A 26,385-nucleotide genomic window follows, 5' to 3' on the forward strand; every position below is an offset into this window, starting at 1 on the left:
AAAAAACTGTTATCATTTTACATATGTGGCAGTTATTTTGTTTAATGATAAGAATTGGAGGAGAGTCATAGTGGAAAAGATTCAACAACAGTTGATGAAAATTAGAGGCCTACTGGATCTACGAATATTTCGGGTCTTGTTATTCCTCGTCCTTGGCTTAATCCTTTATGCCTCCATGTTTACCAATGTTAAGCCAGAAAAAATGGATTTACGCTTGTTTTCCATTGCGAATCAAACCGTAAGATCTCCAGTAACGATCTCTGATAAAGAGAGTACTGAAAACAAGAGAGAAGAAGCTGAAGACAGTGTTCAAGATGTCTATTATATGAAAAAGGAAACAAATGAGAATCGTGTCGATTTAATTACCTCAATCTTCGATGCAGCCTCGGAAGTGAAGAAGGAACTGCAAGACCAAGTAAACGCTTCAACAGGAACTGCTCAGGGACTAGAAGGTGGGAATGCAGGGAGTACTCCTTCAGACAAGGAAGTAGTCGACAAGATGAAGGGCAAGCTAACAGAGGAAGTCACAAGAAGTATTTCCGATTCTGTCTTGCTAGCACTTGTCTCATCCTCCAAGGAAGAGTTATCCGTTGCTAAGGATGTGGCAATAACCGCTATAAATACGGTTATGAACCGAAGAATTCCAGCAGATGAAGTGGAAAATAGTAAGAGGCTTGTAGAAGAAGAACTGAAACTAACTTCCATGAGCAGTCAATTAAAATCAGCTGTAATTGAATTAGGACGATATGCGGTTGTTCAAAATGAGTTTTTTGATTTAGAGGCAACTCAGGAGTTAAGAGAACAGGCGAAGGAAAGTGTTGAGCCAGTAAAGATATTACAAGGGCAAATAATTGTTGAGGAGAATCAACTGATTAGTAGAGAAGTCTTCCGTCAGTTAGAGCTTGTCGGCCTAACAGACAATCAGCAATCAACACTGCCTTTTATCGGATTAGCACTTCTTGTTATGGTAATGGTAATTGCTCTGTATTATTACTTCCATGAACTCAAAGTGAGTGGAGAAATGAAGCAAAATTACTTGCTTTTGTTTAGCATTATCTTTATTCTTTCAATCGTGATGTTAAAAGGAATTAGTCTCCTTCAACAATTTGAGTTTTCAGATTTAGGTTATTTATTTCCTGCTGCCATGGCAGCCATGTTAATTAAAATTTTGGTGGACGATAGACTCGCGATCTTAACAACCATTATTTTAGCACTTTGTGGAACCATTTTGTTTAGTGAAAATATTACAAGCTCACTCAATGTAAATATTGGTATCTACATCATTTGTAGTGGTTTAGCGAGCATTATGTTCCTAAGTAAACAAAATCAGCGGATGAAAATTCTTCAGGCGGGTATGTTTGTTTCTTTGATAAATATCATCATTATTTTTGCGTTGTTATTTATTAACAACGGACACTATAACGCAAAAGAATATACGTTTTACTTTGGTGGTGCCTTTACATCGGGAATTATTGCCGCGATTCTAACCATCGGACTTCTTCCGTTTTTCGAGGCCGGATTTGGAATCCTTTCGACGATGAGATTGATTGAATTATCAAATCCAAATCATCCGCTTCTTAGAAAAATACTTACGGAGGCACCTGGAACATACCATCATTCCATTATGGTAGCAAATCTTGCCGAGTCAGCTTGCGAGGCAATCGGTGCAAACGGCTTATTAGCAAGGGTAGGATGCTATTATCACGATATTGGGAAGACAAAGAGACCGCAATTCTTTATTGAAAATCAAATGAATATTGAAAATCCTCATGATCGCTTGCCGCCACAAACTAGCAAAAATATTATTGTGGCACATGCTACAGATGGTGCTGAACTACTAAAACAATACAAAATGCCTAAAGAAATTGTTGATATTGCTGAGCAACATCATGGAACTACTTTACTCAAGTTCTTTTACCACAAGGCAAAACAAAATGGCAATGAAGTGCGAGAAGAGGATTATCGTTATCCTGGACCAAAAGCTCAAAACAAGGAAATTGCCATCATCGGAATAGCCGATAGTGTGGAGGCAGCCGTTCGGTCTATGCAGCATCCTAATCCTGAGCAAATAGAAAACTTGGTTAAAAGTATTATTGCAGATCGATTACAGGATGGGCAGCTGAATGAATGTGACTTAACACTCAAGGAAATGGAAATCATCTCAAATACACTATGTGAAACGTTAAAGGGAATCTTCCATTCTCGAATTGAATATCCAGAAATTACGAAACAGAAGGTGAAACAAGCATGAACTTAAGTATCGATTTTTTAGATGAAACAAATGAAATGGGAGAAAAAGCGATTGAGCAAATTGAAGACTTATTAAATTTAGCTCAAAAAAAACTTCAAATAACAGACCCTTGTGAGTTATCCGTTACATTTGTTGATAATAACCGTATTCAGGAAATTAATCGTGAATATAGAGGAAAAGATATGCCAACAGATGTAATTTCTTTCGCCTTAGAGGAACTCGGAGAGGGAGAAATCCAAATAAGCGGTGCAAACATGCCAAGAGTACTAGGAGATATAATAATCTCAACTGATAGAGCTCGAGAACAGGCTACGGACTACGGGCATTCTGTTGAGCGTGAGTTAGGATTTTTAGCTGTCCATGGATTTCTCCATTTATTAGGGTATGATCATGAGACAGAAGCAGAGGAAAAGGAAATGTTTGATCTTCAACGGAGTATATTGGATGAGTACGGGCTCAGACGATAAAAGTAAGTATAAAACGAAACATGTCCTATCCTCTTTCCGGCATGCCCTATCCGGGTTTAGTAAGGCAGTAAAAGAGGAGAGGAATATGAAAATTCATCTTTTCTTTACAATTTTAGTTGTCTTACTTGGCTTTTTTCTAGAAGTTTCTATAGTTGAGTGGTTGTTTCTCCTCTTATTAATTGGTGGAGTGGTCTCCTTAGAACTAATTAATTCGAGTATAGAAAATCTTGTTGATTTAGTGACAGAGGAATATCATCCATTAGCAAAAAAAGCAAAGGATATGGCTGCTGCGGCAGTTTTTATATATTCTATTGTGAGTATCATTATTGGTTTGATTATTTTTATACCAAGGCTATGGTAATAGGGAACCGAACCTATTTTCGGTTCCGTTATTATTTGAAATCGCATTCAAGAAAGAGTAAAATAGGGAAACAATTGAAGAAATTGATTAATATTTAGAAAATTCAATCTTCTTTATTACAATTTTGCTACAATCGATGAAATACAGAACAAAATAGGGTAAAATAGGAGTATGTAGTCTCCTTGAAAGGAAGTATTAATTTGAGCAAGGAAGAAACATTAATTAAAGAAGCGAAAATTGCAAGAGGAAAAGCTTATGTACCATATTCGAAATTCCAAGTGGGAGCTGCCCTCTTAACGACTGATGGAAAAGTATATCATGGGTGTAATGTAGAAAATGCTGCTTTTAGCATGACCAATTGTGCGGAGAGAACTGCATTTTTCAGTGCCTATGCTGGGGGAGATCGTCAGTTTGAGATGCTTGCCGTGGTGGCAGATACAGAAGGTCCTGTCTCTCCATGTGGAGCATGTCGTCAAGTTATTTCAGAGTTATGTCCTAAAGACATGAAAGTCATTTTAACAAATTTAAAAGGCGATACACAAGAATTAACCGTCGCAGAATTACTACCAGGAGCATTTTCACCGGAGGATTTAAATGAGTAATAATCAAAAGCAAGAGCACAAATCAGGGTTTATCTCAATCATCGGCCGTCCAAATGTGGGGAAATCAACGTTCCTCAATCGTGTAATCGGACAAAAAATCGCTATTATGAGTGATAAACCACAAACTACAAGAAACAAAGTACAAGGTGTACTAACAACCAATGATGCACAATTAGTATTTATTGATACACCAGGGATTCATAAGCCAAAGCATAAGCTTGGGGACTTTATGATGAAGGTTGCTCAAAACACATTAAAAGAAGTCGATATTGTTCTTTTTATGGTGAATGCAGAAGAAGGTTTTGGTCGTGGTGAAGAGTTTATTTTAGATAAATTTCAATCAATTAAAACACCTGTATTCCTCGTGATTAACAAAATTGACCTTGTTCATCCTGACCAACTCATGGAAATTATCGTGTCGTATAAAGAAAAGTATCCTTTTGCTGAAATCATTCCCATCTCTGCACTTGAAGGGAATAACCTAGAGGTATTGCTTGATGTGATTAAGAAATATATACCTGAAGGACCTCAATATTATCCAGCCGACCAAGTAACAGATCATCCAGAAAGATTTATTGTGTCAGAGCTAATACGTGAGAAGGCATTGCATTTAACAAGAGAAGAAATTCCACATTCATTAGCGGTTGTTATTGAGAAAATGGAACGCCTAGAAGACAAAGATGTCGTACACGTCATGGCAACCATTATCGTAGAACGTGATTCACAAAAAGGTATTGTTATTGGTAAACAAGGCAGCATGTTAAAGGAAGTTGGAAAACGTGCAAGACAGGATATTGAGAACTTATTGGGAACAAAAGTATTTTTAGAATTATGGGTTAAGGTTCAGAAGGATTGGCGCAACAAAATGTCCCAACTTAGAGATTTTGGGTTCCGTGAGGACGAATATTGATTTACCATTTTTAGATTATTATTCATCTTTCTAGTTTATGCACCTTTTTTATTAACAATATTTTCGACTCATTATTTTTGGTAGACAAGGCTATGATAATGGTAACGATTTGGATTTATTGCTAGTCAACTATTTGAAAGGTGGGGGTTTTTGATGATGGATTTTACCTGGAAAGTTTTTTCGCAAACAGGTAACATTGACACTTATCTGCTCTTTAAGGAGTTAGAGAAGGAGAATCAAGACATACCCGGGAATCAGGATGATGAGCTAGCAGAGGTTGAATTTCCATATCTCTAGGTTTGTCTAGTACTAGGATGGTGTTCTAGATGTTTCAAAAATGCGAAGGCATCGTCATTCGAACAAATCATTATGGTGAAACAAATAAAATAGTCACTCTATTCACACGCGAATGGGGGAAAATTGGGGTGATGGCTCGCGGCGCCAAAAAGCCAAACAGCCGTTTAGCTGCCATCACTCAGCTTTTTACATACGGTCAATTCCTAGTGCAAACAAGTAGCGGCCTGGGGAGTTTGCAGCAGGGTGAAATGCTTTCCTCCATGCGCTCAATCAAGGAGGATATCTTCCTAACTGCTTATGCAAGTTACGTCATTGATCTAACAGATAAAAGTACTGACGAAAAAAAAGCAAATCCATTTTTATTTGAGATGCTATATCAAACGCTAAATTATATTAACGAAGGTTATGACCCAGAAATTATTGTCCATATTTTTGAAGTAAAAATGTTGAATACATTAGGGTTGTATCCCGTCCTTAATCAATGTACCGTTTGTGGAAGTACAGACGGTCATTTTTCATTTTCAATTAGAGAGGGCGGATTTATCTGTCATCGCTGTTTGGAAAAGGATCCATATCACTATAAAATCTCACAATCAACAGTAAAACTACTTCGTTTATTTTATTTTATTGATATGGGTAGGTTAGGGAATATATCTGTGAAGCAAGAAACAAAGGATGAGTTAAAAAAAATTATTAATGCTTATTATGATGAATATTCTGGTTTACATTTAAAAACGAAAAAATTTCTAAATCAAATTAACCAATTAGGAAGTAATGACTTTTAAGAGTTGACAACGACCTTTGTTTCAGCTAAGATTCAAATTAAATTTAATATTTGCGTTGAAGGAAAGGAGTACTTAACTTTCTCTACTTAGAAGCGATCCTAGGACGGTGAAAGCTAGGAATAGAGTGTTAAGGAAGGGCGTTCCCGAGCAATGTCGGAATAAGGTGGCCGACTTTTTTTAAAAGTCAGCAAATAGGGTGGAACCGCGGGTAACTCTCGTCCCTATGCTCAAAAGGCATAGGAGACGGGAGTTTTTTTGTTTGCCAAAAAACCATCATCTCTTATGCGATAAATTTTGGAGGTGTACGATGAATATTCAAGACATGATTTTAACTTTGCAAAAGCATTGGTCTGATCAAGGATGTATTCTAATGCAAGCTTACGATGTGGAAAAGGGTGCGGGAACCATGAGTCCTTATACGTTCTTACGTGCTATTGGACCTGAACCATGGAATGTGGCGTATGTGGAACCGTCAAGACGACCAGCCGACGGAAGATACGGAGAAAACCCTAATCGCTTGTACCAACATCACCAATTCCAAGTGATTATGAAGCCTTCTCCTGACAATATACAGGAAATTTATCTTGATTCATTGAAGGCGCTGGGAATTGATCCTCTTCAACACGATATTCGTTTTGTAGAAGATAATTGGGAAAACCCATCGCTTGGTTGTGCAGGACTTGGTTGGGAAGTATGGTTAGATGGTATGGAAATAACGCAATTCACGTATTTCCAACAGGTAGGGGGACTTGAGTGTAAGCCTGTTTCAGTTGAAATAACTTATGGAATCGAGCGCCTTGCTTCTTATATTCAAGAAAAGGAAAATGTATTTGATTTAGAGTGGACCAACGGCTTTACGGTTCGTGATATTTTCTTACAGCCTGAATATGAGCACTCAAAATATACTTTTGAAACATCAGATCCTGAAATGCTTTTTAATCTGTTTAACATTTATGAAAAAGAAGCACATCGTCAAATGAACGAAGGGCTTGTTCATCCCGCTTATGACTATGTCTTAAAATGCTCTCATGTATTCAATCTTCTAGATGCAAGAGGCGCTATTTCTGTTACTGAACGTACTGGGTTTATCGGTCGATGTAGAAACCTAGCAAGAAAGATAGCTAAAACGTTCTATGAAGAGAGAGAAAAGTTAGGATTCCCAATTCTACAGCAAAAGGGGGAAGATACACATGAATAAGCAAGATTTATTACTTGAAATCGGGCTTGAAGAGATGCCAGCTCGTTTTGTGACAGGGTCAATTGAACAGTTAACATCAAAAATAGAGAACTGGCTAAAAGAGAAAAAGATTTCATTTGATTCCATCACTCATTTTTCTACTCCAAGACGTCTAGCGGTCATTGCTTACGGTGTAAGTACTAGCCAAGAGGATGTTGAGGAAGAGGCAAAAGGACCTGCTAAAAAGATTGCAGTTGACCATGAAGGGAATTGGTCGAAAGCAGCTGTAGGATTTACTAGAGGTCAAGGAATGTCGGTTGAGGATATATATTTCAAAGAGATTAATGGGGTCGAGTACGCTCATGTTCGAAAGTTTACAAAAGGGCAAGCGACAAAAGAAATACTTCCGGAGATAGAACATATTATTACCGGACTAACATTCCCTAAAAATATGCGTTGGGCAAGTGAAACACTAAAATATATTCGTCCAATCAAATGGATACTTGCTATATATGGAACAGAGATTATCCCATTTACCATCACGAATGTATCGACAAGCAATTTTACAAACGGGCATCGTTTCTTAGGGAAAGAAGTGAAAATCGGTACTCCAGAAGAGTATGTAACTAAGCTTTTAGGTGAATTTGTTATTGCAAATGCAGAAGAAAGAAAAGGCGCAATCCTGTCACAAATTTCTAAGTTAGAAGAAGAGCAAGGCTGGGCGATTCCTGTCGATGAGGAGTTATTAGAAGAAGTAACGAATCTAGTTGAATATCCAACCGCTTTATTTGGAAGATTTGAGGAAGAATTTCTAGAGCTACCCGAAGAAGTTCTTATCACGTCTATGAAAGAGCATCAGCGATATTTCCCTGTTAAGAAAAAGGACGGAACACTTTTGCCATTCTTTGTTACAGTAAGAAATGGAGATCATATGCATCTTGAGACAGTAGCAAAGGGAAATGAGAAGGTTCTTAGAGCAAGACTATCAGATGCAGCCTTTTTCTATAGAGAAGATCAAAAAACGAATATTTCTGATGCTCTCGCTAAGCTTGCCTCCATTGTATATCATGAGGAAATTGGTACCCTTTCTGAAAAAGTTGCACGAGTACGTTCACTAACCAATCAGTTAGCAGAGTTATTAACCTTTAATGAGGATGATAAAAAGACAGCGGATCGTGCTGCTGAAATCAGTAAGTTTGATTTAGTCACTCATATGGTATACGAATTCCCAGAACTTCAAGGTTTCATGGGTGAGAAATATGCTAGACAAAAGGGTGAATCTGAAGCAGTTGCTGTTGCCATTAATGAACACTACATGCCAAGAAACGCCGAAGACTCTACGCCAAAATCAAATAGTGGGGCACTTCTTGCCTTAGCAGAGAAACTAGATACGATTGTCTCATTTTTTGCAATTGGCAATATCCCAAGCGGCTCACAGGATCCGTACGCATTAAGAAGACAAGCGTCAGGAATTGTTCAAATCTTAATCAATAAAGAATGGAATGTCTCACTAACCGATCTTCTACGTCTCTCTATCCTTTCCATTAAGGAAAAGGGAATTGGAGAAAAAGGTGAAGAGGAGTTACTACTTGAGCTTGTAACTTTCTTCAAGCTTCGCTTAAAGCATTATTTACAAGAACAAAGCATTCGCTATGATATCATTGATGCTGTATTAGAAAAGAATATTACAGCTTTACCTACACTTGTCAAAAAGGCTTTTGTTCTACAAACGAAAAAAGATGCTAGTGGTTTTAAAGAGACGGTTGAAGCTCTTAGCCGTGTGCTTACCATCTCGAACAAAGCAGTGGAACATGCGGAAATCAATGAATCCCTGTTTGAAAACCAGTACGAGACGGCACTATATAATCAATATCGCGGTGTGAAATCTGCATTAGCATCTAGTGAAACTAGTGAGGAAGAGTTTTTCGACAAACTTGCATCTTTACAAGGGGCAATCAACGACTTCTTTGACCATACAATGGTCATGGCAGAGAATCAAGCGTTGAAAAACAACCGTTTAGCATTAATGTCACAGTTGGCAGAATTGATTATCAGCTTTGCAAATGTAAAGGAAATTGTAACAAAATAATCTTTTTTAAAGAGGGCCTTCTGAATGGTGAAGGCTCTTTTTATCCTTATGTCTTTTCATTTATGAGAGATAGTATATAATAATTTTATATAAGTATGACATACATATGAGCCTAAAGGGCAAATAGGTGGTGAGTACAATCGAGCTAAATAAACGGCAAGAGCATATTTTACAAATTGTAAAGGAAAATGGGCCGATAACTGGAGAGCATATTGCAGAACGACTCAATTTAACGAGAGCTACACTTCGACCAGATCTAGCTATTTTAACCATGGCTGGATATTTGGATGCACGGCCGCGGGTAGGTTATTTTTACACAGGGAAATCAGGCACACAATTATTAACTGAGAACTTAAAGAAACTCTTTGTGAAGGATTATCAGTCTATTCCTGTAGTTGTGAACGAAAACGTTTCTGTTTACGATGCGATCTGTACTATGTTTCTCGAAGATGTTGGGACATTATTTGTTGTCGATCAATCTTCCTTGCTCACAGGCGTATTGTCGAGGAAAGATCTATTAAGAGCAAGTATTGGAAAGCAGGAACTAACCACTTTACCAGTGCATATCATCATGACAAGAATGCCTAATGTAACGATGTGCGGAAAAGACGATCTTCTCATTGATGTGGCGCATAAATTAATTGATAAGCAGATTGATGCATTGCCTGTTGTTCGAGAATCGGAAAGAGGTTTCGAAGTACTTGGCAGAATCACTAAAACAAATTTAACAAAGGCGTTTGTTGCATTAGCAGAAGGAAATTAACGACCGAAAACGGAATTACTCGATTCGCATAATATTATTACAAATGATGTAGGAGATGAGGAAGTATGGGGAAAATGCCAATCGTCTACGTGGTATCTGATTCTGTAGGAGAAACTGCAGAGCTCGTGACAAAAGCAGCGATAAGCCAATTTGATGGACAAGAAGTCACAATCAAAAGGTTTCCATATGTAGAGGATAAATCCAATATTGACGAAGTGATTTCACTTGTGAAATTAGACGGTGGGATGGTTGCCTATACACTTGTTAAGCCAGATATGCGGGAGTATATGAGGGATACAGCGAAGTCTGAAGGAATATATGCTTGTGATATTATAGGTCCTTTGATTGACCAAATTCAAGAAATTTGTGGGAAACAACCTTTATTTGAACCGGGTTTGGTTAGGAAGCTCGATGAGGAGTATTTTAAAAAGGTGGAAGCAATTGAATTTGCCGTTAAGTATGATGATGGTCGAGACCCGAGGGGGATTTTAAAGGCGGATATCGTCTTAGTGGGTGTTTCAAGAACCTCAAAAACCCCATTGTCACAGTACCTGGCTCATAAACGTATTAAAGTGGCGAATGTTCCACTTGTTCCAGAGGTTGATCCTCCAGAGGAATTGTTTAAAGTACCTTCAGAGAAATGTTTCGGATTAAAAATAAGCCCAGAAAAACTAAATAATATTAGGCGTGAAAGACTTCTTTCTTTAGGTTTAAATGACAGAGCAAGCTACGCGAATATCGAACGGATTAAAGAAGAAATTGAGTATTTTGATAAAATTGTCTCAAGAATTGGATGTCATGTGATCGATGTAACCAACAAAGCTGTTGAAGAAACAGCTAATGTCATTTTAAACCGTTACTTAAAAAGAGGATAAAAAAAAGAAATAGCGCATAAAATGATGTGCTATTTCTTTTTATTGTTTGGAAAGGTATCACAAAAAAAGTGATGGAAAAATAGACTTTTATATACTATAATAAAAAATTGTGATAAAAATGTATCAGATTAGGTTTAGACTTCACTATGAACGAATAAACTATTTATTGTCAGAAGTCAAGATTCTCGTCCGAAAAAAATTCGACAAACGCTTTTCCACTAAGTTATTCCTCGAAATAAGAAGGAATATATGGAGTGATGTAGAATTAATAGTACATTAGGTTTACCCAAGGTTCTAGTTGATGCAGATTCCTGTCCAGTGAAGCAGGAAATTGTCGAAATTGCGTCGAATTTTTCATTGGAAGTAATTTTTGTTGCATCTTATAATCATATGAGCACCACAGAAGCTGCAGGAACATGGAAATATGTCGATACGGGCAAGGAGGAAGTTGACTTATATATCATGAACCATGTGGATAAAGGAGACTTTGTAGTCACCCAAGACATCGGGTTAGCTTCGACACTCGTGAATAAAGGTGTTTATGTACTTTCTCCAAGGGGGAATGTATACGAAGAGAAAGATATTAATCTTGCTCTTGATATGAGGTATCTTGCCGCGAAAGCTAGGCGACAAGGGGTACACTCGAAAGGACCCAAACGTTTTGGTCAAAATGACCGAGATGATTTTGCGAAAAATTTTTATAGCATTTTGTCGAAATTTGCAGGAAATCTATAATTTATCGCGAATTACTCACTAATACCTGGAGTTGTTTTCATGGCAGAACGTATCCCTGAGGATAAAATTAATGAAATTCGCCAGGCGGTTGATATAGTGGACGTGGTTAGCGACTATGTTCAGCTGAAAAAACAAGGTCGGAATTATTTTGGACTTTGTCCGTTTCATGGAGAAAATTCTCCTTCCTTCTCCGTTTCTCCCGATAAGCAAATTTATCATTGTTTCGGATGTGGAGCAGGTGGAAATGCATTTTCTTTCTTAATGGAACAAGAAGGTGTCTCATTTATAGAAGCGGCTGTTAAACTAGCTGAAAAAGGAAATGTTGAGCTACATATCGAATCGTCATCTTACACAAATTCTAGGACGATCCCGAATGATTTTCAGCAGATGATTGATGCTCACGATTTATTACGTAAATTCTATCATCATTTGCTCGTAAACACAAAAGACGGTCAACATGCACTTGAGTACCTTTTATCGAGAGGCTTTACTAATGAAGCGATTGCTAAATTTCAAATAGGCTATTCATTAAATTCGTGGGATTTTGTTTACAAATTCTTATCGAAACGTAATTATCCCCCTGAAGTGATGGAAAGGGCAGGGCTAGTTATTAAACGTGAACGTGATGGAACTTATTTTGATCGCTTCAGAGACCGCATAATGTTTCCTATATTAGACCACAAAGGCAATACAATTGCGTTTTCAGGAAGATCATTAGGGGCTGATGAGCCAAAATATTTAAATAGTCCTGAAACAGCAATTTTTAACAAAAGTAAAATTTTATATAATTTTCACCAAGCAAGGGCAAGCATTAAAAAAACGAATCAAATCGTATTATTTGAGGGGTTTGCTGATGTAATAGCTGCCGATCGATCAGGTGTACTCAATGGAGTTGCAACCATGGGAACATCATTGACAGACGATCATATCGTATCAATCAAGCGGAGTGCTGAAGCAGTAACGATTTGTTACGATGGAGACAATGCTGGTATTGAAGCCGCTCACCGTGCTAGTCAGCTTCTTCATTCAGCTGGGATTCAGGTACGTGTGGCAATATTGCCAGATGGAATGGACCCAGATGATTATATTCGCCAAAATGGTGATGAGAAATTTCAAAACGAAATTATCTCTGCAAGTGTTACATTAATGAATTTTAAACTGCGATATTTAAGAAGAGGAAAGGATTTAAATAATGAAGGAATTCGCCTCCAATATATCGAAGAAGTATTAAAGGAAATAAGCCAACTAGAGAAGGTAGTAGAACGAGATCACTACTTGAGACAGTTGGCGAGTGAGTTTTCCCTTTCACTCGATGCATTAAAGCAACAACAAAAGCAATTTTTCTTTGCGAACAAAAAGGGAAATCGTGCGCAATATGTTCAAAAAAGAAATCAAGATGTGGTTATCAAACATTCTTCCAACCTAAGACCGGCTTATGAAACTGCAGAAAGACGTTTAATAGCTTATATGTTGAAGGATTCTGACATAGCATATAAAGTGCAGGATTTGTTAAACGGTACTCCCTTTAATATTGATGAACATCAAGCAATCATAACATACTTGTATGGTTACTATGAAAAGGGATTCCAACCAAACCCGAGTGATTTCCTAACATATATAAAAGATGAAAAGCTTAGACGTACTGTAGCAGATATTGGAATGATGTCTATTGGTGAGGAAATAAGCGACCAGGAGCTTTCCGATTACATTAAGCAGGTGTTTAATTATCAAAAGATGTTAAAAATAAAAGAAAAAGAAGTAGAAGAGAAAGAAGCAGAGAGACAAAAGGATCATGGTAAGGCAGCTGCGATTGCGATGGAAATTATCCAATTGCGCAAAACATTAAAAGCTTGAGATTGTTGTTTGACTTTGGAAGGAGGGGTACATATGGCTGAAAAATCGGCCCGTTCAAAAGAGGTTGATTCAGATTTGACCCTAGAACAAGTAAAAGACCAGTTAACAGAGGTTGGAAAGAAAACAGGGGTTCTAGCCTATGATGATATTGCAGAGAAATTAGCTAATTTTGATGTAGACTCTGATCAAATGGATGAGTTTTATGAATTTTTAGGTGAGCAAGGTGTAGAACTAGTTGGAGAATCCGAAGACGGAGATCCTAATGTACAAGAGCTTGCTAAAGGTGAAGAAGAATTTGATTTAAATGATCTAAGCGTACCACCAGGAGTGAAAATCAATGACCCGGTTCGAATGTACTTAAAAGAGATAGGTCGAGTAGACCTATTGTCTGCCGAAGAGGAAATTGAGCTCGCTAACCGTATCGAACAAGGTGATGAAGAAGCTAAGCGTCGTTTAGCAGAAGCTAACCTACGTCTTGTGGTTAGTATTGCAAAACGTTATGTTGGTCGCGGCATGTTGTTTCTTGATTTGATTCAAGAAGGTAACATGGGATTAATCAAAGCGGTTGAAAAGTTTGATTATCGCAAAGGCTTTAAATTTAGTACGTATGCTACTTGGTGGATACGACAAGCTATTACTCGTGCGATTGCTGACCAAGCAAGAACCATTCGTATCCCCGTTCATATGGTGGAAACCATCAATAAATTAATTCGTGTTCAACGCCAGTTACTTCAGGATCTTGGACGTGAACCAACTCCAGAAGAAATTGGGGAAGATATGGATTTAACTCCGGATAAGGTTCGTGAAATCTTAAAAATTGCTCAAGAACCAGTCTCATTAGAAACACCAATTGGTGAAGAAGATGACTCACATTTAGGTGATTTCATTGAGGATCAGGATGCTACATCACCTTCAGAGCATGCTGCATATGAGCTGTTAAAAGAACAGCTTGAAGATGTTCTTGATACTTTAACCGACCGTGAAGAAAATGTATTACGACTACGTTTTGGACTTGATGATGGCCGCACAAGAACTTTAGAAGAAGTTGGAAAAGTGTTTGGTGTCACAAGAGAACGTATAAGACAGATTGAAGCAAAAGCGTTAAGGAAGTTAAGACACCCTAGCCGTAGCAAGCGTTTGAAGGATTTCTTAGAATAAAATGATTGTCTAAAAATAGTTTACTTCTTACAATAGAGGTAAACTATTTTTATGTTCAGCAACAGAAAGGACAATGTATGAGTCATAATCGGAAAGAAATCATTGTTAAAGAAATTTATTATTGGAAAGAAACGAAGCTGTTACCAGAACAATATTGCAATTTTTTATTAGCTTTATATACTGAAGGTGAACAAGTTAACGGAACGAAAATTGGAAAAAGAAGCACCAAGAGGAAGCTTTTCCTCCCTTATACGACATTGCTACTGATTCCGATTGGTATATTTATATATTTTACTGAATTATCTTTCTTTTTGCAAATGACTCTTTATGCTTTATTGCTAATTTTTGGATTTGGAGCTAGTTTTTATTTTTTTAGAAAAGCGACAGACTTTATTGTGCCAATGATTTCGACAGCCCTCGTGGCGCTGTTATGCTCAGTAGATTATGTCACTTATGTTTTTCCTAATAGTGGTGTAAGCCTCTATACAATCATAACTTTAAACTGTATAGCTTGGTTTATCATTGGTAGAAAAGCAAAATTATTGTCCTTTATTATTTCTTCTATATTAGGACTGCTATTACTAATTGGGTCTATTTTTATATAATGATTATTTATTATAAAATTTAAAATGTTGAGAAAATTATTTAACTCCTTATATAATAAATATGAAATCGATTTCATTTTAGGTTTAAGGAGGAGAAAAACGTGAATTTTGATTTAACATCAGAACAAAGCATGATCCTTCGAACAATTAGAGAATTTGCTAATGAAGAGGTTGCACCAGGTGCGCTTGAAAGAGACCTTCAAAAGCAGTTCCCGCATGAGGTGTTTAAAAAACTAGCTGAATTAGGTTTAATGGGGCTTCCATTTCCAGAAGAATACGGTGGTGGGGGAGCAGATACAATAAGCTTTGCCATAGTTACAGAGGAGCTAAGTAGAGCATGTGCGTCTACTGGAATTACTTACTCAGCCCATATATCGCTGGGGGGGGCTCCACTCCATTTGTTTGGTACAGAAGACCAAAAGAGAAAATATTTAATTCCGATTTGTACAGGTGAATCCTTTGGAGCGTTTGGGCTAACCGAACCCAATGCTGGTTCTGATGCAGGAGGTACAAAGACGAGAGCGAATGAGAAAGATGGGAAGTTTGTTATAAATGGTAATAAATGTTATATTACGAATGCAAGCTATGCAAAGCATTTAGCCATTACCGCAGTAACTGGTGAACAAAACGGGAAAAAAGAAATTAGTGCTATTATTGTCCCAACGAATTCCCCTGGCTTCCAGGTCATCAGCAACTATGAAAAGATGGGGCTTCATGCCTCTAATACAACCGAGTTAGTATTAGAAGATGTTCAAGTACCGGTTGATAACTTACTAGGAAAGCGTGGAGAGGGCTTTAAACAGTTCTTAATCACTCTTGATGGGGGAAGGATTGGAATCGGTGCAATGGCAGTAGGGATTGCTCAGGCGGCTTACGAAAAGGCATTGAGCTATGCAAAGCAAAGGCAGCAATTTGGAAGATCACTGTCCCATTTTCAAGCGATACAATTTAAGCTTGCAGACATGGCCATGAAAATTGAACTTGCTAGAAATATGGTTTATAAAGCTGCTTGGTTAAAAGACCAAGGACGATCCTTTACAAAGGAAGCTTCCATGTGTAAGCTTTACGCATCGGAAATTTGTAAGGAAGTTACTGATCAAGCTGTACAAATACACGGTGGTTACGGGTATATGAAGGATTATCATGTGGAACGATATATGCGTGATGGAAAGTTAACAGAAATTGGTGAAGGTACTTCAGAAATTCAACGAATGGTAATTGCACGAGAAATTGGTTGTTAACTCCTTCGTTTATGACAGACCTCACAAAAACTAGTGAGGTTTTGTCTAAAATGAGAACATAATGTGACAAAGTTTACTTTAGTACTTTTCCTTCTGCCCATTTTCAAGTAAAATAGATATTGTTTGCATTCTATATTTAAATAGTTTTGGATGTACTTACATAAGGGAGGGAAAAGCATGAATCGCAATCCGATTATTCCATTTGTCTTAATCATGGTTCTTGGTATTGCTGCGATGTTCCTTTTTTCGTTTAAAGGCTTAGGTGACAGTAAGGAACTAGCTGCAGAACAAGAGAACGGTGGAGAACAGGCAGAAGAAGTTTCAAACAATCCCGAAGATCTTTATAAGACTGCGGGCTGTATTGGATGTCACGGGGATTCATACCAAGGGGGCGTTGGTCCTGCATTAACAGGTGTGGGTGACAAGCTATCAAAAGAGGAAATTCAAGATATCCTAGCGAATGGTAAAGGTTCCATGCCGGGAGGTCTAGTGGCAGGTAACGAAGAAGCAATGGCAGATTGGTTATTGGAACTTAAATAAGTAAGCGTTTTAGTCCTTTGCATATGTGAAGGACTTTTTTTATACTGTATGTAATCAAAAAAAGAGATGGTGTTACTAAATGAATGTTGAAAGATTATCAAAAAGACTAAGCGCAGTTGCTGATTTGATTCCAAAGGGTGCAAAACTAGCTGATATAGGCTCTGACCATGCTTATCTTCCTTGTCATGTAGTAAAGGCAGGAAAAGTGACTTATGCAATAGCTGGAGAGGTCGTGGAAGGTCCGTTTCAATCTGCCAAAAAACAAGTAGAAATGGAAGGGTTATCGAATCAAATTAATGTACGAAAAGGAAATGGTCTCGAAGTAATAGATGCGGGTGAAGTAGAATGCATAACAATTGCCGGGATGGGTGGCGCGCTGATAGCTACTATTCTTGAAGAAGGAAAGGATAAACTTGACGGTGTAAAGAGGCTTGTCCTTCAACCAAATATTAGTGCTATATCCATTCGATTATGGTTATTAGAAAATGGATGGAGTCTCACGGACGAAGCAATTATAGAAGAGGACGGGAAAATATACGAAATATTGGTTGCTGAAAAAGGAGATCCCCAATCGGCATATACGGAGAACATTGAATGTGAGTTACTGTTTGGCCCTTTCTTAAGTAAACAAAAAAATGAGGCTTTTCTTCAAAAGTGGACTGGTGAACGGAATAACTGGGAACGTATTTTAAATCAATTAGGTCAGTCAAAACAGACGGAAGAAAAACTAGAAAAGGAATTGGAATTAAAGAAGAAGATTTCAATGACAAAGGAGGTTTTAGGAAGATGAAAACCGTAAATGGACATGAAATCATTAGTCTTTTTGAACAATTTTCTCCCAAGAATTTAGCACTAGAAGGGGATAAAATTGGATTGCAAATTGGGAAGCTAAACATGAAAGTTTCAAATGTAATGATTGCTTTGGATGTACTTGAAGAAGTCGTTGATGAAGCCATACATAATGATGTTCAATTAATAATTGCACATCATCCGCTTATCTATCGACCACTTCAAAAGCTTGTGACCGATTCAGCAACAGGTAGAATTATTGAAAAATTAATCAAGCATGATATTGCTGTTTATGCTGCACATACGAATCTGGACGTTGCTGAAGGTGGGGTGAATGATTTACTGGCAGAAGCCCTTCAATTAACTAATACAGAAGTTCTTGTACCAACTTATGACTCTGAATTACTCAAACTGGTTGTATACGTTTCAGTAGGATATGAAGAGTCTTTAAAAAAAGCGTTAGGTGATGCTGGAGCAGGTTCAATAGGTCGGTACTCTCACTGTTCCTTTTCATCTGAAGGAAAGGGAGAGTTTATTCCGTTAGAGGGGACAAATCCTTTCATTGGGACAATAGGGAAAGTTGAACAGGTAGAAGAAGTGAGGATAGAAACCGTCTTTCCTGCTCATCTAGAGAAAAAGGTCATTTCCGCTATGATCAAAGCACATCCATATGAAGAAGTGGCTTATGATGTGTACCCACTAAAAAATAAGTCAAAATCACTTGGCTTGGGCAAGATAGGGAAAATTCAAGAAACAACACTCCGAGAATTTGCGAATTTTGTAAAAGAAGTGCTAGATGTACCTGCTGTTCGAGTCGTAGGAGATTTAGACGCTATGGTAAAAAAGGTTGCGGTGCTCGGGGGAGATGGGAATAAGTATATTCAATCCGCTAGCTTCAAAGGTGCTGATGTGTATGTAACAGGTGATATGTATTACCATGTTGCTCATGATGCCATGATGTTAGGACTAAATATCATTGATCCAGGCCACAACGTAGAAAAGGTCATGAAGCTAGGAGTGGCAAAAAAGCTTACTGAGATGTGTAATCAAAAAGGATATAATGTGAATATTTTTGCTTCAACGATTCATACAGACCCGTTTCAATTTGTGTAAAAAAGGAAAGTCACGAAATTTCGTGACTTTCCTTTATATTATCTTTTTACTTTTGGTAATATTTTTTGAAGAGGTACCTTTTTCTCACGAGTCCATGTGGATTCATCCAAAGGATTAAATTGCTCGATAAAAGAAATGACTTCTTTAGTGATAGGAGTAGGTGTTGATGCTCCAGAGGTTACTCCCACTGTTTGTGCATCTTTAATCCAGTCAATATCTAATTCAGATATGTCACTAATTCGGTATGCTACTGTACCTGCGATTTCTTCGGAAACTTGCGCAAGACGATTGGAGTTATTACTTTTTGGATCTCCAACAACAATAACCACATCAGCCTCACCAGCTTGTTCGGCAACTGCTTCTTGTCGAACTTGTGTAGCCATACAGATTTCTTTATGAAATTCTGCGTGTGGATATTTGTCTTCTATTTTCTTCATGATATGGCCTACATCCCACTGGCTCATTGTTGTCTGGTTCGTGACAAGTATTTTGTCAGCTTGAATAGCTAATGATTCAACATCTGCGATTGTCTCTACAAGGTGTACAATGTCAGGAGCTACACCTAATGCTCCTTCAGGCTCTGGATGCCCTATTTTACCGATATAGATCACTTGGTAACCTTCATCCTTTTTTGCTTCAATCAGCTGATGCGTACTTGTTACATCTGGACAAGTAGCATCGATGGTAACAAGTCCTTTTTTCTTTGCTAACTCTCTAACTTCTGGAGATATACCATGGGCAGTAAATATAACAGTACCTTTATCTACTTGTTCTAGTATTTGTTTTCGATTAGGGCCGTCTAGCGTTATAATCCCTTCTTCAGCAAAAGCATCCGTAACGTGCTTATTGTGTACAATCATTCCTAATATATATATAGGCCGTGGCAAAGATTTATCAAGTGCTGCATTTCGTGCGATGACCATCGCATCAACAACACCATAGCAATAACCACGGGGTGATATTTTTATAACTTTCATTGAGTTGGTTCTCCCCTTTTAGCATGCTTATTCTATCATTATATATAAAGTGTCATGATTATACAAAGAAGAGAAAAAGGAATATGCTGCGGGCATATTCCTTTATACATATATTTTAGGTACGGATTTTCCTTGTAATCTTTTTGATGCCTTCTCTTCGATTTCGATTGAATGTGTTTCGTTTTCAGTACTCTCTGACTTCGTGCGTTTTCGTTTTGTTTTTGATTCTGATTTTGGTTCAGTGTTAGTGGACTCTACGTCTCCATCATCCTTAGTTTCCTCATCCGAACTCGCAGCATTTAAACCACGGTAAAGTTTCCACATTGCTGGTAAGTTTTTAACAATTGGACCATATTGCTGTACCATTGGTCCGATTTGTTGAGCGGTGTTTAATACCCGCTGCGTATTATTTAGAAATCCCGTAATTGCTGTGGGGTCTGCTAGTGATTTTAACAGCCCGCTACCTGCACCTGGTGCAGCAGAGCGAGAAGCATTACCAAACATTTGCATACCGGCTTGTGCGCCTTGAGATTTACCTTTACCAAGTAATTTAGACAGTAAACCTCCTCCGCCATTTTTTGTAGGACCCCTCATTCCTCTTGGAGCATTTGCACCCATTGGGGCTCTGTTCATCCCCATATTCCCCATTCTTGCTGGGGGCATCATTGGTCTCATTTGGTTACGTCGTCCAAATCCAAGCATAGGTTGAGGCGTTCCTCCACGCATAGGAAGCGGTTGTCTTGGTGGCATACGAACACCCTCCTTTCATAATTTCCCCTCATATACCCTATGCAACAAATGGATATTTGGTCTAGGTGAATGATGATAAGTTATGAACTGGTTTGAAAATACTGTAATTCGTAAAACATAATCATATGGGAAATGAACTGTAGGTGGCACTTTATGAAGAACTTTATTATAATTACATGATGGGTATGGACATCCTTACCAAAACTGAAGGAGCTTTAATAATGACGAAAACAAAATTTTCAACGTATCAACTTAAACCATTTATAAACAAGGCGATTGATGCCATTGGATTTTATGAACCAACTGAAATTCAGGAAAGATTGATTCCAACTGTACTAAAAGGTGAAAGTGCTATTGGTCAATCTCAAACAGGGACTGGGAAAACACATTCGTATGTGTTACCAGTACTCCATAAAATTAATCCTAAAAAGCAAGAGGTACAAGCTGTAATCACCGCACCAACAAGAGAGCTTGCGACACAAATATACCAAGAGGTATTAAAGGTAACCGAGCATGCGGAAGAGGGCGAAGAGATTACAAGTCGTCTATTTATCGGAGGTACAGACAAAGTTCGTGCCATTGAAAAATTAAAAACTCAACCACATATCGTTGTAGGGACTCCAGGACGTATCAATGATTTAGTAAAGGAACAAGCCCTATTTGTACATACGGCAAGCATGTATGTAGTCGATGAAGCCGATTTAATGCTCGATATGGGATTTTTAGAAGATGTTGACCAAATTGGAGCAAGAATGCCAGAAAAGCTTCAAATGCTTGTTTTTTCAGCTACCATTCCTGAAAAGCTAAAACCTTTTCTAAAGAAGTATATGGAAAATCCTAAGTATATTCATATTGAGCCAAAACAGTTAACAGCAGCGAAGATTGAACATATTCTTCTTCCATCAAGACATCGTGAAAAGTCAACACTTGTGTATGAGGCACTAAAGCTGTATAACCCATATTTAGCGATTGTCTTTACGAATACAAAGAAAAAAGCCGAGGAAGTTGCCACGGCACTTACTCATAGAGGGTTAAAGGTTGGAAGAATTCATGGAGATTTAAGTCCTCGAGAACGTAAACGGATGATGAAGCAAATCACGGATTTAGAATTTCAATATATTGTGGCTACCGATTTAGCTGCAAGAGGTATTGACATTCCAGGAATTAGTCATGTGATTAACTATGAACTTCCAACTGATTTAGATTTTTATGTACATCGTGTGGGTAGAACAGCTAGAGCGGGGAATTCGGGAATAGCTCTCACTATTTATGAAACATCGGATGAGGATAAATTAAATAGGCTTGAAAAACTAGGGATTGAATTTAAGCATATTGATATTAAAAAAGGTGAACTCTCGGAACTTGAAGATCGTAACAGACGTAAAAAGAGAACGAAGCAGTCGGACGAGGTTGAAAAGCTAGCGAAGTCTTTTGTTAAAAAGCCGGCAAAGGTGAAGCCAGGCTATAAGAAGAAGATGCAGTTTGAAATGGATAAAATAAAGAAAAGACAGAACCGATTGAAAAAGAAATAATAGGCGGGAGAGTGTGGAAATGCTAAAATTAGGTTCACATGTTTCAATGAGTGGGAAAAGTATGTTGCTAGCATCAAGTGAAGAAGCGGTCTCATATGGTGCGAATACTTTCATGATCTACACAGGTGCTCCTCAAAATACTAGAAGGAAGAAAATAGAAGATTTAAACATCACAGCAGGTCAAAAGCATATGGAGTTAAATGGAATCAATCTAGAAGATATTGTTGTTCATGCTCCTTATATTATTAATATTGGAAATACTACAAACCCAGATACATTTGACCTTGGTGTACGATTTTTAAAAACAGAAATCGAACGTACAGAGGCGATCGGTGCAAAGCAAATTGTTCTGCATCCAGGAGCCCATGTAGGAGCAGGGGAAGAGGCTGGAATCAAGAAGATCATTGAGGGTCTTAATGAGGTTTTAACAGGAAATGAGCAGCTTCAGATCGCTTTAGAAACAATGGCAGGCAAAGGATCTGAATGTGGAAAAAGCTTCGAAGAATTAGCAATGATCATTGACGGTGTCAAACATAATGAAAAGCTTTCAATTTGCTTTGATACTTGTCATATTCATGATGCGGGGTATAACATTGTTGAGGATTTTGATGGAGTTCTCAACGAGTTTGATAAAACCATTGGAATTGATCGCTTAAAGGTCCTTCATATTAATGATAGTAAGAATGATCGGGGTTCAAGAAAAGATAGACATGAAAATATTGGATACGGAAAAATTGGATTTGAAGCACTTGCTTATATCGTGCATCATCCGCAACTAATGAGTATTCCAAAAATCCTTGAAACACCGTTTGTTGGAGAAGATAAGAATAATAAAAAAGCACCGTACAAACAAGAGATTGAAATGTTAACTACAAAGACATTTAACGAAAACTTACTCGAACATATTATGGCATAAAAAAGGAAGGCTCATTGAAAAATGAGCCTCTGTTTAATTATTTCGTAAATTGTGTAACCAACTGACTGACGGCTTTTGCTGTCGCAGGGCTTGTGAATTTTTCAATATCCTTTAACAGTTTCGATCTTTCAGAGGGATTGAAAATATCTACTTGTCGTCCTCTAAGATAAGATGCAATTTTTTTCGCTTCATTAACGCTAATGGCAACTCCAAATTGTTTGGCGTATTTCAGTAACTCTTCTGTCGTAATTGTATTTATTTTGTGATTAACAATTGATTGAAAAATACTCACGTATTCACCACTCCCTGATGTTAATCTATGTGGCTAGCTAATAAAAGGTGTATATAAGGAGGCAGGAAGGACTTCCTTTACATCGATTCATTTCTCATGTATACTACTTTTGGTAAATCGGAATGATTCTGATAATAATAGGTGGTTAAAATGGAAAAAATTATAAATGTAAATAACCTGACTTATAAGTATGAAAAGGAAAATGTACTTGAAGATATTCAATTCTCGGTTCCTCGCGGAGCGTTCTTAGGACTTGTTGGACCTAATGGGTCAGGGAAGTCTACTTTATTAAAAATAATCTTAGGTTTATTGAAGCTGCAAAAGGGAGAAGTCGAATTATTTGGAACAGCTATTGAGCATTTTAAAGATTGGCATCGAATCGGTTTTGTTTCTCAGAAAGCAAATTCCTTTAACTCGGGATTTCCTGCAACAGTATACGAAGTTGTATCAAGTGGGTTAACTAAAAAAGTGGGATTATTTAAAAGGCATAAAGAAGAGGATAAAGTAAAGATACGAGCAGCGATTGATTCTGTGGGGCTAACTGAAAAAATAGGAAGTAATATCGGTGAGTTATCAGGAGGACAACAGCAAAGAGTTTTTATAGCTCGTGCATTAGTAAGTGATCCAGACTTACTTATCTTAGATGAGCCAACAGTTGGTGTTGATGCGAAGAATGTCCAATCTTTCTACGAGATGCTTACGGAGCTTAATCAAGATCGAGGTATTACATTAATTTTAGTAACGCATGATATCGGTACGATTACAGATAAAGTTACCCATGTGGCTTGCTTGAATAAGCATATGCATTTTCATGGTGATACGGAGGAGTTTGAAAAACAAAATATGTCTGATCTATATGGCCATGATGTTCAAGTTCTTATGCATGAACATGACCATCAACATCATAATCATGTTCATCATCATGGAGGGGAAAAACGGTGATTGAAGCGATATTTAAGTATGAGTTTTTACAAAATGCATTTCTCACAGGTGCAATCATTGGAATAATTGCGCCTTTACTCGGTGTTTATATTGTAGTAAGAAGACTTTCACTAATAGCCGATGCTTTAAGCCATGTTACTTTAGCTGGCATTGCGGCAAGCTTGTTGCTTGAAAAAAAACTTTTGCTCACTACGGGACTAAATCCTATCTATTTAGGAATGACCTTTTCTGTAGTAGGTTCGTTGTTTATAGAAAAGCTTAGAACCGTATATAAACATTATCAGGAGCTGGCTATTCCCATTATTTTATCTAGTGGTATTGGCTTAGGTGTTATTTTTATTTCATTAGCTGATGGTTTTAATACCGATTTATATAGTTATTTATTCGGTAGTGTCAGTGCAGTCAGTCGAACCGATTTAATTATTATCATCATCATTAGTATGATTGTGGTAGCTTTTATTACGCTTTTATATAAGGAGTTATTTCTTTTATCATTTGACGAAGAACATGCAAAAGCTTCAGGAATAGCGGTGAAATCCCTTCATTTCTTTTTCATTGTCTTAGTTGCATTAGTCATTGCAGCTTCGATGAGAATTGTCGGGATTTTACTAGTATCTTCACTCATGACTCTCCCTGTAGCGGCTAGTATTCGGATTGCAAAAGGATTTAAACAAACAATCCTACTTTCTACCGTTTTCGGAGAAGTTTCTGTCCTCGGGGGGCTGACTATTTCTTACTATCTTAATTTGGCTCCGGGTGGAACGATTGTAGTTATTGCTGTATTGATTCTCATTCTTGTTATATTATTAAAGAAAATGTTGCAATGGAAACATGAGGTGAGAGTATGAATGTTACAGAAGCTCTTGAGTTATTAAAAAATAAAGGCTACAAGCATACAGGAAAAAGAGAAGAAATGCTTGGTCTTTTTGCTAACAGTAATAAATATTTAACGGCTAAGGACGTGCTTGACCGGATGAAGGATCATTACCCTGGATTGAGCTTTGATACGATCTATCGCAATCTCTCGTTATTTGTTGATTTAGGTATTTTTGAGATGACAGAATTATCCGGTGAAAAACATTTTCGTTATTCTTGTGAAAGTAAACACCATCACCATCATTTTATTTGTTTGGACTGTGGAAAAACGAAGGAAATTGATACATGCCCTATGAATAGTTTACAGGAAAGCTTGAAGGACTATGATATCTCTGGCCATAAATTTGAAATTTATGGCCGATGCCCAGAATGTACCGTTAATTAAAAATTAATCATCGAACCATTTCTCAACCCAATTATTGGCTTCTTTCCAACTAGAAACTCTTTTTACCTCATTCGGAAGGGAGCCTTGATTATAGGGCGTATCAAATAAAAGCACTGGTATATGGCATTTTATTGCAATTTCAATGGCGTTTTCATACTTATCTTCAAAAAATATTTCTACTCCGTACTTTTTTGCTGCTTCAACTTTTTCATGTGATCCGATAAGTTCTAAATGATCGTATCTGATCCCATGGTTAATAAACCATTCTTTAGTCACCTCTAACATGTTTTCTCCCCGTGCGCTGATGAAAATTAATTCGTGCTGTTTTCCCCATTCTAATAATAATTCTCTTGCCCCCGTGGCTAATGGAGACAATGTGAAGATGTCTGCCTCTTTTTTATCATACCAATCGGTAAATTCTTTATCTGGGATATCCACTACTTTTAATAAATCATAGTCAGTTAAATCATCGAGTGTTAATTGTAATTGAAAGGCTTCATTTATAAAAGGAACAATAGCTGCAGGGCAGGTAATGGTTCCATCAATATCAAACCCTAATTTTCTTTTCTTCATGTAGTACTTCCCCATTTCGTTATATTCCATAATTGAAAAATGTCGAATTAGAAATGATTAACAAACATAATTGTTGTGATCGCGCAAATAATAATACTGCTCCTATCAAAGGAAAGCGAGGGATCAATATGGCAGATCAAGAACGCAATAACGAAGGATCATTCGATTACCTTCGTACGAGCGACAATGTTGGTGAAACAAATAAATACCAACCTGCAGATTATTTAGAAGAAACCTCAGCTGAAATTGCTGCACCAACTACTTTTAACCGGGAAAGAACAACAAACAATGTTGGTGAGACAATGAAAAGCGGCACAGGGATAGGGTTTGCTGCTTTAATCATTTCTATCCTTTCATTATTTGTAGCACCCATTTTGTTTGGAGCAGTTGGGATTGTATTAGGGTTTATCGCCCGAAGACGTGGAGCAACTGGCCTTGGTAGCTGGGCTATCGGGATTGGAGCGATTTCCATCATTGTCGGTATGTTTATACTACCATTTTTTTAACCCCTACAGATAAAAGAAGAGGCT

At 37.5% G+C, this 26,385-nt stretch carries 29 protein-coding genes and 1 other annotated feature; of the genes, 25 read left to right on the top strand and 4 right to left on the bottom strand.

Annotated features, from left to right (window positions below; all coding sequences use genetic code 11):
• Positions 1-70: 70 nt before the first annotated feature.
• The 19 genes from ACQ5H4_RS10225 to ACQ5H4_RS10315 all read left to right on the top strand — a co-directional run bounded on the left by ACQ5H4_RS10225 (position 71) and on the right by ACQ5H4_RS10315 (position 18,612).
• Positions 71-2,251 (top strand): HD family phosphohydrolase, encoded by a 2,181-nt coding sequence (locus ACQ5H4_RS10225; RefSeq protein ID WP_430774827.1) that lies wholly within the window; start codon positions 71-73, stop codon positions 2,249-2,251.
• Positions 2,248-2,718, top strand: coding sequence for an rRNA maturation RNase YbeY (gene ybeY / locus ACQ5H4_RS10230; protein ID WP_430774828.1), 471 nt, complete (start codon positions 2,248-2,250; stop codon positions 2,716-2,718). The genes ACQ5H4_RS10225 and ybeY overlap by 4 nt, the downstream gene beginning before the upstream one ends.
• A complete protein-coding gene (locus ACQ5H4_RS10235) occupies positions 2,696-3,079 on the top strand; it encodes a diacylglycerol kinase family protein (RefSeq protein ID WP_430774829.1) in 384 nt (127 codons plus the stop codon). The genes ybeY and ACQ5H4_RS10235 overlap by 23 nt, the downstream gene beginning before the upstream one ends.
• 200 nt (positions 3,080-3,279) lie before the next feature.
• A complete protein-coding gene (locus tag ACQ5H4_RS10240; protein ID WP_430774830.1) occupies positions 3,280-3,681 on the top strand; it encodes a cytidine deaminase in 402 nt (133 codons plus the stop codon).
• Positions 3,674-4,591, top strand: a complete 918-nt coding sequence (gene era, locus ACQ5H4_RS10245) for a GTPase Era (RefSeq protein WP_430774831.1) — start codon at positions 3,674-3,676, stop codon at positions 4,589-4,591. The genes ACQ5H4_RS10240 and era overlap by 8 nt, the downstream gene beginning before the upstream one ends.
• 153 nt (positions 4,592-4,744) lie before the next feature.
• Complete coding sequence (locus tag ACQ5H4_RS10250) at positions 4,745-4,888, top strand: YqzL family protein (protein ID WP_119709169.1); 144 nt, start codon at positions 4,745-4,747, stop codon at positions 4,886-4,888.
• Between the two features lie 29 nt (positions 4,889-4,917).
• Positions 4,918-5,673: a DNA repair protein RecO gene (gene recO, locus ACQ5H4_RS10255; protein WP_430774832.1), complete on the top strand. Its 756-nt coding sequence runs from the start codon at positions 4,918-4,920 to the stop codon at positions 5,671-5,673.
• Between the two features lie 46 nt (positions 5,674-5,719).
• Positions 5,720-5,899: a binding site (T-box leader), on the top strand.
• Positions 5,900-5,980: 81 nt separating this feature from the next.
• The gene (gene glyQ, locus ACQ5H4_RS10260) at positions 5,981-6,871 is read left to right on the top strand and encodes a glycine--tRNA ligase subunit alpha (protein ID WP_430774833.1); all 891 of its coding nucleotides are present in this window, start codon (positions 5,981-5,983) and stop codon (positions 6,869-6,871) included.
• Entirely contained in the window at positions 6,864-8,939 is a 2,076-nt protein-coding gene (gene glyS / locus ACQ5H4_RS10265; RefSeq protein ID WP_430774834.1) for a glycine--tRNA ligase subunit beta, read from the top strand. The genes glyQ and glyS overlap by 8 nt, the downstream gene beginning before the upstream one ends.
• A 130-nt stretch (positions 8,940-9,069) precedes the next feature.
• The gene (gene ccpN, locus ACQ5H4_RS10270) at positions 9,070-9,702 is read left to right on the top strand and encodes a transcriptional regulator CcpN (protein ID WP_430774835.1); all 633 of its coding nucleotides are present in this window, start codon (positions 9,070-9,072) and stop codon (positions 9,700-9,702) included.
• Positions 9,703-9,767: 65 nt separating this feature from the next.
• Positions 9,768-10,577 carry a pyruvate, water dikinase regulatory protein gene (locus ACQ5H4_RS10275; RefSeq protein ID WP_430774836.1) on the top strand — a complete coding sequence of 270 codons (810 nt, stop codon included), beginning with the start codon at positions 9,768-9,770 and terminating at the stop codon, positions 10,575-10,577.
• Between the two features lie 264 nt (positions 10,578-10,841).
• Entirely contained in the window at positions 10,842-11,312 is a 471-nt protein-coding gene (locus ACQ5H4_RS10280) for a YaiI/YqxD family protein (protein WP_119709163.1), read from the top strand.
• A gap of 39 nt (positions 11,313-11,351) precedes the next feature.
• Positions 11,352-13,166, top strand: coding sequence for a DNA primase (gene dnaG, locus ACQ5H4_RS10285; protein ID WP_430774837.1), 1,815 nt, complete (start codon positions 11,352-11,354; stop codon positions 13,164-13,166).
• Between the two features lie 33 nt (positions 13,167-13,199).
• Positions 13,200-14,324 carry an RNA polymerase sigma factor RpoD gene (gene rpoD, locus ACQ5H4_RS10290; RefSeq protein ID WP_430774838.1) on the top strand — a complete coding sequence of 375 codons (1,125 nt, stop codon included), beginning with the start codon at positions 13,200-13,202 and terminating at the stop codon, positions 14,322-14,324.
• Between the two features lie 77 nt (positions 14,325-14,401).
• Positions 14,402-14,929 (top strand): hypothetical protein, encoded by a 528-nt coding sequence (locus ACQ5H4_RS10295; RefSeq protein WP_430774839.1) that lies wholly within the window; start codon positions 14,402-14,404, stop codon positions 14,927-14,929.
• Between the two features lie 101 nt (positions 14,930-15,030).
• The gene (locus ACQ5H4_RS10300) at positions 15,031-16,170 is read left to right on the top strand and encodes an acyl-CoA dehydrogenase family protein (RefSeq protein WP_430774840.1); all 1,140 of its coding nucleotides are present in this window, start codon (positions 15,031-15,033) and stop codon (positions 16,168-16,170) included.
• Positions 16,171-16,347: 177 nt separating this feature from the next.
• Positions 16,348-16,710, top strand: a complete 363-nt coding sequence (gene cccA, locus ACQ5H4_RS10305) for a cytochrome c550 (protein ID WP_430774841.1) — start codon at positions 16,348-16,350, stop codon at positions 16,708-16,710.
• A 79-nt stretch (positions 16,711-16,789) separates the two neighbouring features.
• On the top strand, positions 16,790-17,500 hold the full coding sequence (locus tag ACQ5H4_RS10310) for a tRNA (adenine(22)-N(1))-methyltransferase (protein ID WP_430774842.1): 711 nt from the start codon (positions 16,790-16,792) through the stop codon (positions 17,498-17,500).
• Entirely contained in the window at positions 17,497-18,612 is a 1,116-nt protein-coding gene (locus ACQ5H4_RS10315) for a Nif3-like dinuclear metal center hexameric protein (protein WP_430774843.1), read from the top strand. The genes ACQ5H4_RS10310 and ACQ5H4_RS10315 overlap by 4 nt, the downstream gene beginning before the upstream one ends.
• 38 nt (positions 18,613-18,650) lie before the next feature.
• Here the strand turns inward: ACQ5H4_RS10315 and ACQ5H4_RS10320 are convergent, their stop codons facing one another.
• Positions 18,651-19,589, bottom strand: coding sequence for a 4-hydroxy-3-methylbut-2-enyl diphosphate reductase (locus tag ACQ5H4_RS10320; RefSeq protein WP_430774844.1), 939 nt, complete (start codon positions 19,587-19,589; stop codon positions 18,651-18,653).
• Between the two features lie 102 nt (positions 19,590-19,691).
• A complete protein-coding gene (gene vrrA, locus ACQ5H4_RS10325) occupies positions 19,692-20,339 on the bottom strand; it encodes a VrrA/YqfQ family protein (RefSeq protein WP_430774845.1) in 648 nt (215 codons plus the stop codon).
• 221 nt (positions 20,340-20,560) lie between these two features.
• Here vrrA and ACQ5H4_RS10330 point away from each other — a divergent pair, with 221 nt between their 5' ends.
• Both ACQ5H4_RS10330 and ACQ5H4_RS10335 read left to right on the top strand, forming a co-directional pair.
• Complete coding sequence (locus ACQ5H4_RS10330; RefSeq protein ID WP_430774846.1) at positions 20,561-21,871, top strand: DEAD/DEAH box helicase; 1,311 nt, start codon at positions 20,561-20,563, stop codon at positions 21,869-21,871.
• 19 nt (positions 21,872-21,890) lie between these two features.
• On the top strand, positions 21,891-22,787 hold the full coding sequence (locus tag ACQ5H4_RS10335) for a deoxyribonuclease IV (RefSeq protein ID WP_430774847.1): 897 nt from the start codon (positions 21,891-21,893) through the stop codon (positions 22,785-22,787).
• 37 nt (positions 22,788-22,824) lie between these two features.
• Here the strand turns inward: ACQ5H4_RS10335 and ACQ5H4_RS10340 are convergent, their stop codons facing one another.
• A complete protein-coding gene (locus ACQ5H4_RS10340) occupies positions 22,825-23,079 on the bottom strand; it encodes a DUF2624 domain-containing protein (RefSeq protein WP_430774848.1) in 255 nt (84 codons plus the stop codon).
• Between the two features lie 150 nt (positions 23,080-23,229).
• Between ACQ5H4_RS10340 and ACQ5H4_RS10345 the strand changes: the two genes are divergently transcribed.
• From ACQ5H4_RS10345 to ACQ5H4_RS10355, 3 genes are read left to right on the top strand one after another with little or no spacing between them, the layout of a single operon-like run.
• Complete coding sequence (locus tag ACQ5H4_RS10345) at positions 23,230-24,021, top strand: metal ABC transporter ATP-binding protein (RefSeq protein WP_430774849.1); 792 nt, start codon at positions 23,230-23,232, stop codon at positions 24,019-24,021.
• Positions 24,018-24,869 carry a metal ABC transporter permease gene (locus ACQ5H4_RS10350; RefSeq protein ID WP_430774850.1) on the top strand — a complete coding sequence of 284 codons (852 nt, stop codon included), beginning with the start codon at positions 24,018-24,020 and terminating at the stop codon, positions 24,867-24,869. Before ACQ5H4_RS10345 ends, ACQ5H4_RS10350 begins: the two co-directional genes overlap by 4 nt.
• Positions 24,866-25,282, top strand: coding sequence for a Fur family transcriptional regulator (locus ACQ5H4_RS10355; RefSeq protein WP_430774851.1), 417 nt, complete (start codon positions 24,866-24,868; stop codon positions 25,280-25,282). Before ACQ5H4_RS10350 ends, ACQ5H4_RS10355 begins: the two co-directional genes overlap by 4 nt.
• A gap of 3 nt (positions 25,283-25,285) precedes the next feature.
• Here the strand turns inward: ACQ5H4_RS10355 and ACQ5H4_RS10360 are convergent, their stop codons facing one another.
• A complete protein-coding gene (locus tag ACQ5H4_RS10360; RefSeq protein WP_430774852.1) occupies positions 25,286-25,855 on the bottom strand; it encodes a 5' nucleotidase, NT5C type in 570 nt (189 codons plus the stop codon).
• Between the two features lie 128 nt (positions 25,856-25,983).
• Between ACQ5H4_RS10360 and ACQ5H4_RS10365 the strand changes: the two genes are divergently transcribed.
• Positions 25,984-26,361: a hypothetical protein gene (locus tag ACQ5H4_RS10365; protein ID WP_251514267.1), complete on the top strand. Its 378-nt coding sequence runs from the start codon at positions 25,984-25,986 to the stop codon at positions 26,359-26,361.
• Positions 26,362-26,385: the final 24 nt, after the last annotated feature.

The organism is Bacillus coreaensis (assembly GCF_050586445.1).
Taxonomy (GTDB): Bacteria; Bacillota; Bacilli; order Bacillales; family Cytobacillaceae; genus Robertmurraya_A; species Robertmurraya_A coreaensis.

Bases quoted from the DNA above. Each gene is read 5' to 3' on its own strand.
- ybeY (WP_430774828.1), top strand. From the start codon at position 2,248: ATGAACTTAAGTATCGATTTTTTAGATGAAACAAATGAAATGGGAGAA.
- ACQ5H4_RS10235 (WP_430774829.1), top strand. From the start codon at position 2,696: ATGAGTACGGGCTCAGACGATAAAAGTAAGTATAAAACGAAACATGTC.
- era (WP_430774831.1), top strand. From the start codon at position 3,674: ATGAGTAATAATCAAAAGCAAGAGCACAAATCAGGGTTTATCTCAATC.
- ACQ5H4_RS10250 (WP_119709169.1), top strand. From the start codon at position 4,745: ATGATGGATTTTACCTGGAAAGTTTTTTCGCAAACAGGTAACATTGAC.
- recO (WP_430774832.1), top strand. From the start codon at position 4,918: ATGTTTCAAAAATGCGAAGGCATCGTCATTCGAACAAATCATTATGGT.
- glyQ (WP_430774833.1), top strand. From the start codon at position 5,981: ATGAATATTCAAGACATGATTTTAACTTTGCAAAAGCATTGGTCTGAT.
- glyS (WP_430774834.1), top strand. From the start codon at position 6,864: ATGAATAAGCAAGATTTATTACTTGAAATCGGGCTTGAAGAGATGCCA.
- ACQ5H4_RS10275 (WP_430774836.1), top strand. From the start codon at position 9,768: ATGGGGAAAATGCCAATCGTCTACGTGGTATCTGATTCTGTAGGAGAA.
- dnaG (WP_430774837.1), top strand. From the start codon at position 11,352: ATGGCAGAACGTATCCCTGAGGATAAAATTAATGAAATTCGCCAGGCG.
- rpoD (WP_430774838.1), top strand. From the start codon at position 13,200: ATGGCTGAAAAATCGGCCCGTTCAAAAGAGGTTGATTCAGATTTGACC.
- ACQ5H4_RS10295 (WP_430774839.1), top strand. From the start codon at position 14,402: ATGAGTCATAATCGGAAAGAAATCATTGTTAAAGAAATTTATTATTGG.
- cccA (WP_430774841.1), top strand. From the start codon at position 16,348: ATGAATCGCAATCCGATTATTCCATTTGTCTTAATCATGGTTCTTGGT.
- ACQ5H4_RS10310 (WP_430774842.1), top strand. From the start codon at position 16,790: ATGAATGTTGAAAGATTATCAAAAAGACTAAGCGCAGTTGCTGATTTG.
- ACQ5H4_RS10315 (WP_430774843.1), top strand. From the start codon at position 17,497: ATGAAAACCGTAAATGGACATGAAATCATTAGTCTTTTTGAACAATTT.
- ACQ5H4_RS10320 (WP_430774844.1), bottom strand. From the start codon at position 19,589: ATGAAAGTTATAAAAATATCACCCCGTGGTTATTGCTATGGTGTTGTT.
- vrrA (WP_430774845.1), bottom strand. From the start codon at position 20,339: ATGCCACCAAGACAACCGCTTCCTATGCGTGGAGGAACGCCTCAACCT.
- ACQ5H4_RS10330 (WP_430774846.1), top strand. From the start codon at position 20,561: ATGACGAAAACAAAATTTTCAACGTATCAACTTAAACCATTTATAAAC.
- ACQ5H4_RS10335 (WP_430774847.1), top strand. From the start codon at position 21,891: ATGCTAAAATTAGGTTCACATGTTTCAATGAGTGGGAAAAGTATGTTG.
- ACQ5H4_RS10345 (WP_430774849.1), top strand. From the start codon at position 23,230: ATGGAAAAAATTATAAATGTAAATAACCTGACTTATAAGTATGAAAAG.
- ACQ5H4_RS10355 (WP_430774851.1), top strand. From the start codon at position 24,866: ATGAATGTTACAGAAGCTCTTGAGTTATTAAAAAATAAAGGCTACAAG.
- ACQ5H4_RS10360 (WP_430774852.1), bottom strand. From the start codon at position 25,855: ATGAAGAAAAGAAAATTAGGGTTTGATATTGATGGAACCATTACCTGC.
- ACQ5H4_RS10365 (WP_251514267.1), top strand. From the start codon at position 25,984: ATGGCAGATCAAGAACGCAATAACGAAGGATCATTCGATTACCTTCGT.